The 6,876-nt window shown below is 36.6% G+C and carries 4 protein-coding genes, 2 tRNA genes and 3 pseudogenes; 3 read left to right on the top strand and 6 right to left on the bottom strand.

What is annotated here, in order from left to right:
• Nucleotides 1-93: pseudogene (locus tag ACFILN_RS03505) on the top strand (DNA helicase); the annotation flags it as partial.
• 179 nt (nucleotides 94-272) lie between these two features.
• Here ACFILN_RS03505 and ACFILN_RS03500 read toward each other — a convergent pair.
• Nucleotides 273-346: transfer RNA gene (locus tag ACFILN_RS03500), tRNA-Gln, on the bottom strand.
• A gap of 458 nt (nucleotides 347-804) precedes the next feature.
• Here ACFILN_RS03500 and ACFILN_RS03495 point away from each other — a divergent pair.
• A pseudogene (locus ACFILN_RS03495) lies at nucleotides 805-1,005 on the top strand (VOC family protein); the annotation flags it as partial.
• Between the two features lie 1,545 nt (nucleotides 1,006-2,550).
• Nucleotides 2,551-2,750, top strand: a pseudogene (locus tag ACFILN_RS03490) (DNA adenine methylase); the annotation flags it as partial.
• Nucleotides 2,751-2,922: 172 nt separating this feature from the next.
• Here the strand turns inward: ACFILN_RS03490 and ACFILN_RS03485 are convergent.
• The 5 genes from ACFILN_RS03485 to ACFILN_RS03465 form a co-directional block, all read right to left on the bottom strand.
• Nucleotides 2,923-2,996: transfer RNA gene (locus ACFILN_RS03485), tRNA-Gln, on the bottom strand.
• Nucleotides 2,997-3,060: 64 nt separating this feature from the next.
• Nucleotides 3,061-3,819: an ABC transporter ATP-binding protein gene (locus tag ACFILN_RS03480; protein WP_375623948.1), complete on the bottom strand. Its 759-nt coding sequence runs from the start codon at nucleotides 3,817-3,819 to the stop codon at nucleotides 3,061-3,063.
• A complete protein-coding gene (locus ACFILN_RS03475; RefSeq protein ID WP_375658079.1) occupies nucleotides 3,816-4,766 on the bottom strand; it encodes an iron chelate uptake ABC transporter family permease subunit in 951 nt (316 codons plus the stop codon). The genes ACFILN_RS03480 and ACFILN_RS03475 overlap by 4 nt, the downstream gene beginning before the upstream one ends.
• A complete protein-coding gene (locus tag ACFILN_RS03470; RefSeq protein ID WP_375663743.1) occupies nucleotides 4,759-5,715 on the bottom strand; it encodes an ABC transporter permease in 957 nt (318 codons plus the stop codon). Before ACFILN_RS03470 ends, ACFILN_RS03475 begins: the two co-directional genes overlap by 8 nt.
• A 103-nt stretch (nucleotides 5,716-5,818) precedes the next feature.
• Entirely contained in the window at nucleotides 5,819-6,769 is a 951-nt protein-coding gene (locus ACFILN_RS03465; RefSeq protein WP_375670863.1) for a siderophore ABC transporter substrate-binding protein, read from the bottom strand.
• Nucleotides 6,770-6,876: the final 107 nt, after the last annotated feature.

Raw genomic sequence — 6,876 nt, 5'->3', positions numbered from 1 at the left:
GTTATTATAGCAAAACAACGCCATGGTCCGACAGGAATCGTCCCCCTTGCCTTTCAACCCGACTTTACATGCTTTAGTGATCTGGAAAAATAGGAGCAGAAAAATGCGTTAAAGAGAGCTTTAAATACCCTTTGAAAGGCATTTGAAGACCCTTTGAGAACACCTTTAAAACTCTTTGAGAAAAAATAAATTGGTACAAAACCTAGTGTCAAAATATACAAAACCCGCTGGCAAGCTACACAAAACCTGCTGGCAAGCTACATACATACAACTGGCTGGGGAACTTGGATTCGAACCAAGATTGACGGAGTCAGAGTCCGCTGTTCTACCATTAAACTATTCCCCAATAAGCCAATTTTACCATTTCTAGCAGATTCTATAGTGTAGGCAAGTGCAAAAAATCTTTAGATTATCAATAATAAAGAGCGATAGGGATATCATTATAATCCCAGTAGTGGCGGTCTCAATGTTTTAGCATATAGCAATAAGCGAATAAACACATATAAATAGAGCACACCGTGAACGGAAGCATCACAAACTTTTGTTGAAATATTCTCTATATAGGCATACTTTGTTAAAAGACAGCTACTAAATCATGGAGAATTAATGAGTAATATTTCCACTTATCCTGTTCCCCCAAACCTACAGTTGGTATATGTCTCAAATGTAGAATATTCTACCGCTTTTTACAAATTCATCTTCAAGAAAGAACCTGTGTTTACTTTGCCACGCTATGTTGCATTTGCTTTTTCGGGGGATGCACTCTTTGCTCTCTGATCTGGGGGCGATACGCCTGAGGAAAATGCACCTCGTTTTTCAGAAATCGGCATTATGTTGCCTACTGGAGAGGACGTAGATAAGCTCTATGCGGAATGGAAAGAGCAAACCACTGTTGAGATAAATGTTTTGAAGGAACCGTATACTGATGTATTTGGACGTACCTTCCTAATCAAAGATCCGGACGGACACATTATTCGTGTTTGTCCACTGGATTTAAAAGCCTGAGATCCGATGTTTAATCGTCTGAATTATAATACCTGAATTATAATAATTGTCTGTTTCCAAAACCTATAAGCTATGCACGCTAAGAGGCTTACTTACGACGCGTGGCTTATCCGTTCGGTGCTGTTCCATTATATTCAGCCCCACAACTTGCCTGTTCCCACAGGCGGCCTCATTGGCTTGGACATCAGTCGGCGTTATTGCATGGCCAGTGATCAGTACCTGTAAATCATAGAAGCTATCCCTCATCGCCTTATGTGGAGTCTTTTGTTGGAATGGGAGGAATATTCTTTACAAGGAAATTGATATCTTTATGAAGTTAAAAAGGTATTGTACATAAAAACTAATAAAATCAATACATTAAGTGCAGTTATTTTGTATGAACCCACTTAAGAATCCATACTTTTATGCATGTTTGAATTGATCATTTTTTATATAAGATTGCCATGGATGAATAGACCATAAAAAGCAAATCATGATGCAAATATTATAACGCATGGGTGCATTCAAATGAAATGAAAAGCGGTTATCATTCATAACAGGTCATAAATTTTATGATACGTTTTTATCACAGCACAAATCACATTGTTTTAAATTTCAGTCGTTTGGAATTATCGATAACATAAATTGTATACATTTAAGAATGGGATGTGTTTTGCTCTTTATTTGAGTGCAACCTTAAAAGGAATAATCGTTTGAAACTATCATAAGCTTATGGATTGAGTTCATAAAGATTGCATAAAAGAATTTAAAGACAAGATCGTTTTTAAAAACGCTTACTAAAAAGTTAGTAAATGATAGGCAGGCATTATATGGATACTATCATCACAATATAGAATGAAAATCACAATGTTATGTCTTATGAAACTGAAAACCTTTTAATGATATAACGCAAGCAAGCGAGCAAAAAACGTTTTAAAAGTTACAGTTTAAAAATACGAAACCAAATGAGCTCCCCCCAAATTGGGGGGCACCTATTGAAAAAAAGATGAGGCAGCAAAATTCAAAACCATTGTAACATCTAAGGCATGGGATTTTATTCAATTTTGAGTCAAAAGCTATAATGTTTAAAGATGGCTCTATTCTAAAGATAATGCCTCCAAAATTGGATTGGTTGATTTTGCCAACTCAAATTTGAGCTGGTTAATTTGCAAAGAAGTTACATTTGAGTGCAAAATGAAAAGATACTTATGAAAGCCTTATTGAGAAGACATTCATTTAAGATGCATTTTCTTTTGATTGGATTGATAAAGTTACTAAGCTTTTATAGGCTCTATAATGCTAATGAATGATATCAAAATCATAGCTATCATTTACGTTTCTTTTGATAAGTTTTCATATTTCTAATAGAGCACTTGCAATATGATACGTTTTGTATATATGCATTCATTACTCCATTGTGGATGATTCATTCGAATCTTATAATCAATATCTGAAAGCCGCGTCATATCATTTGGCACGGCTTTCTTTTTTTGAATTCTCTTTAGATAGGTTTATAGCTATTAGATAAGGCGTTCCCATAAACATAGCCAGATATACGTGTATTACTATGGAAAGGATTTATTTGCGAGAGGATTACCAGACGATGTTTGCTTTGCTTGTGCAATTAAAGGGAAAGTCAATGATGTGCCTCAGATCCGAAAAATCTTTAGCCAATTTAAGATAAAAGAGGTTGGCACATCTTATACATGTGGTTCAAAGAATCCGCACCGGCTCAAGAGCTTATCATCTCAAATTGCAATTTTTAGAGGAAGAGAAAAATATGCATTAAAGGGATTTTAAATAACCCGTGAACGTTTTTGAAGATCCTTTGAAAAAAATAAATTGATGCAAAACCTGCTTTCAAATTATACAAAACCCGATGACAAGCTACAATCATTAAATACTGGCTGGCATTAAATACTGGCTGGCATTAAATACTGGCTGGGGAACTTGGATTCGAACCAAGATTGACGAAGTCAAAGTCCGCTGTTCTACCATTAAACTATTCCCCAATAAGCCAATTTTACTATCCCTAGCAGATTCTATAGTGCATGCAAGCGCAAAAAATCTTTATGATTATCGATAATAAAGAGCGATAGGGATGTCATTAATTGTTTTGATTTGAATATCGACATCGTAAATGTCTTTAAGAATTTCTGGTTGCATAATTTCTTTTGGAGTCCCACAATAGGCCGCTTTCCCATTTTTCAATGCAACAATCATATCTGAGTAAGATGAGGCAAAATTAATATCGTGCATAACAATAAGAATGGTTTTTTTCAGTTCATCAGCTGTGCGGCGTAACTGCTTCATCATAGAAACGGCATGTTTCATATCCAGATTGTTTAATGGTTCATCTAAAAGAAGATAATCAGTGTCTTGGCAGATAACCATGGCTATAAAAGCGCGTTGACGCTGACCGCCAGAAAGCTCATCTAAAAAACGGTCTTTTAAATCTTGTAAGCCGAGATAGCGTAGCGCACTGTCGATAAATTGTTTATCTTCATGTGTATACCAGCCTTTTGAATAAGGATAGCGTCCGAAACTTACTAAATCGTACACGGTTAAGCGAAAAGACAAAGGATTTTCTTGACGCAGAATTGAGAGTTTTTGAGCCAAAATATCGTGGGGCATTTTATCAATATCAAAGCCGTCGATATGAATTGTACCATTATGGTGTGGCAAAAGACGTCTTATCAGCATTAAAAGAGTTGATTTTCCGGAACCATTGGGCCCAATGAGAGAAATAATCCCCCCTTTTGGAAGATGAAGGCATAAATTATCGATAATCAATCGTGCTCCGTAAGCCTTGGAAAGATGATTGATCTCAATCATTTTAGTTTTCCCTTCATCAGTAACATTAAGAAAACAATACCCCCACAAAACTCAATGATAAAACTTAAACGCCCTGCCATATGAAAAATTTGTTCTAAAATAAATTGTCCCCCCACCAAACAAATAATCGCTAACAATATTGCAATCGGCACAACAACACTGTGTTTTGCTTGAGGAGAAAGTTCATAGGAAAGGTTGGCAACTAACAGTCCAAAAAAGGTGACGGGGCCTACTAATGCGGTGGAAATGGATACGAGAATGGAAACAAAAATAAGGACAGCTGTCGCACTTTTGTGGTAATTAACGCCAAGATTGAGGGCATTTTCACGTCCCAAAGCCAAAATATCAAGAAGATGACGGGAATGCCATCCAATCAGACTCACAATGAAGACAATGATTGTGGCAAAGCTTATTAATGGTGTATTGAATTTATTAAAATTTGCAAACATAATATCCGTTAAATTCATCATTTGGTCTGGATTGAGTTGCAATTGCATAAACATCCGTAAACTGAAAAAAAAGCCGCCTAAAACAACACCGATTAAAAGCGTCAAATGAAGCCCTTTTAGGCTTCCTGAAAAGAGCCAGCGAAAAAGGCTTATTGAAAAAAGAATAAGAATGAGGGCTTCAAGAACAAGCTGTCCTTCTTCATTCAAAAAGGGTAAAGAAAGAGAGCCTACAAAATACATTAGGGCAGTCTTTATTAAAATATAAAGCTGATCAAATCCCATAATTGAAGGGGTAAGAAGACGGTTATTAACGATTGTTTGAAATAAAACCGTAGAAACGCTTATTGCGTAGGCAATAAGAAGCAGAGAGGAAAGTTTTGTAAGACGAAATTTCCATGTATAAACATTGATATTCCATGTCATGTAAAGACTAATGATAGTACATGCTATGATGATAAGTGTTGTTAGTACACATATTGTTTTTCTTCTTTTATCCAAGACGCTTTCTCCAGCGTAAAAGCAGTATCATAAAAATAAAACTACCGATTACACCCATTATGGTGCTGATGGGAATTTCAAGAGAGGGATGAATTATTCGTCCTAAAAGATCACAAATCAAGACCAATCCTGCACCGCTGATGGCCACCCAAGGAGCGGTATAGCGCATATTATCTCCCATGAAACTTGAAACAATATTTGGAATAATCAATCCAACAAAAGGAATACGGCCAATGGTACAGACAACAACAGCAGTGATTGAGGCGACAATAAAAAGACCAAAAAACATGACAACACGATAATTCAATCCAAGGTTGTTGGTTAAATCTTCTCCCAAACTTGCAACCGTAAAGCGATCAGCAGTACAATAGGCTAGAATACAAAGGGGAAGGGATAACCATAAGAGCTCATATTTTCCTTCAAGAACCATCGAAAAACTGCCAAATAAGTAAGCTTGAAGAGAAGGGAGTAACATTTCATAATCTGCAATGGCATTGGTTAAAGAGCCAATAATATAGCTTAGCATAATCCCTGTAAGGGGTACAATGAGAGCAGATTTTAGAGGAATGCGTCGCAATAAAAACATAAAAAGTAAAGTGCCTGCCATGGCAAAAATTGTCGCAACGACCATTTTTCCTAAAACAGGAATATCGGGTAAAAAAATCATAATAAAAAGAATGCCAAGGGAAGCAGATTCAATGGTTCCAGTGGTTGATGGCTCGACAAAGCGATTGCGTGTCAATAGTTGCATAATCATACCTGAAAGTGCAAGTGCTGCGCCTACTAAAAGGATTGCAATGGTACGAGGAAGACGTGTTTGCCAAAAGATAAGCCACGCATGGGGATCGGCTGCGAATAGGTCAGAAGGTGTGACATCAGAATAACCAACAAAAATGCTGAGGATAGACAGGAAAATTAGAAGTGTTATGGTTATCCAGTAATTCTTCACGTTAAATCATTTTCTAACAAAACCTACAAAAAGCAAAGACTGCTTAATAAACAACCTCTGCTTTTAAATTTTATTTATATAGCAAGCAAGCTCTTTTGTACGCTTATTTGCTCTTTGTAAAGGCTTCATTGATCTGCTGTGCGGTTTCAATGAGTGCCGTTAAACCACCATTTGCACGATACCAGCTCCAAGAGTCCAAATAAATAATTTGGTTTTGTTTGCTCGCTGTTGTGCGGTGAACAAGCTCATTGTTGAGCAATTGTGCTGCGGATTGTCCTTCCCGTCCAATGGCTGCATCGCGATCAATCACTAACAACCAATCAGGATTGGTTTCAAGAATGAATTCAGGAGAAATGAGTTGTCCATGTTTTTGCACGGTAAGTTTATCGGTTGCAGGGGCAATTCCAAAAGCGGAGTGAAAAATATCGAAACGTGATTTTGGTCCGAAAGCACTGATTTTTCCACCAGAAGTCATGAGTATGAGCCCAGTGCCTTTTCCTTGGGTATTTTTACGGACTTCAGCAAAAGCTTCATTGAGTTTTGCAATTTCCTGTTCTGCTTCTTGTGTTTTGCCAAAAATTTTTCCAAGGATAGACACATTTCGTTTAATATCTTCAAGAGAATTTTCGTTTTCTACGGTTAGATCAATTGTTGGAGCTATTTTGGATAAATCTTTATATTTTGCTTGAGTTCTGGAGGAAATAATAATCAAATCGGGTTGAAGAGTGGCAATTTTTTCATAATCTGGTTCAAAAACGGTTCCAATTCTTTCATATTTTTCATCATTAAATTGTTGCAGATAGGAAGGTTTTTTTCCTTCAGGAAGGCCAATAACGGCTTGGATACCAAGGCGATTCATATTATCTAGCGAAGCAAGATCAAACACAACAACCTTTTGCGGAGAAGCGGGAACAGAAGTCGTGCCTGAAACATGATCAATCGTTACATTTGTCTGGGTACTGGTATTTGCAATACTCGTATGAGTCCACAAAACCGTTGCAAAGCTCATTGCAACCAGTAAAACAGAAGTCATCCATTTCATATATTTTATCATCGTTATTTTATCCTTTTATCTGATATTACAATAGGTTGTGCAATTAAAAACCTTAACTTAGGTATCTTTATGCACAAAATGAAGCGTAAATAAATAACACTATGTTG

The sequence above is a fragment of the Bartonella sp. CL434QHHD genome (assembly GCF_042195145.1).
Taxonomy (GTDB): Bacteria; Pseudomonadota; Alphaproteobacteria; order Rhizobiales; family Rhizobiaceae; genus Bartonella.
The sequence above is the reverse complement of the archived record's forward strand: the minus strand, read 5'-3'. Positions and strand labels throughout refer to the sequence as shown.

Excerpts from the sequence above, each read along its gene's own strand:
- ACFILN_RS03480 (WP_375623948.1), bottom strand. The coding sequence starts at position 3,819 with ATGATTGAGATCAATCATCTTTCCAAGGCTTACGGAGCACGATTGATT.
- ACFILN_RS03465 (WP_375670863.1), bottom strand. The coding sequence starts at position 6,769 with ATGATAAAATATATGAAATGGATGACTTCTGTTTTACTGGTTGCAATG.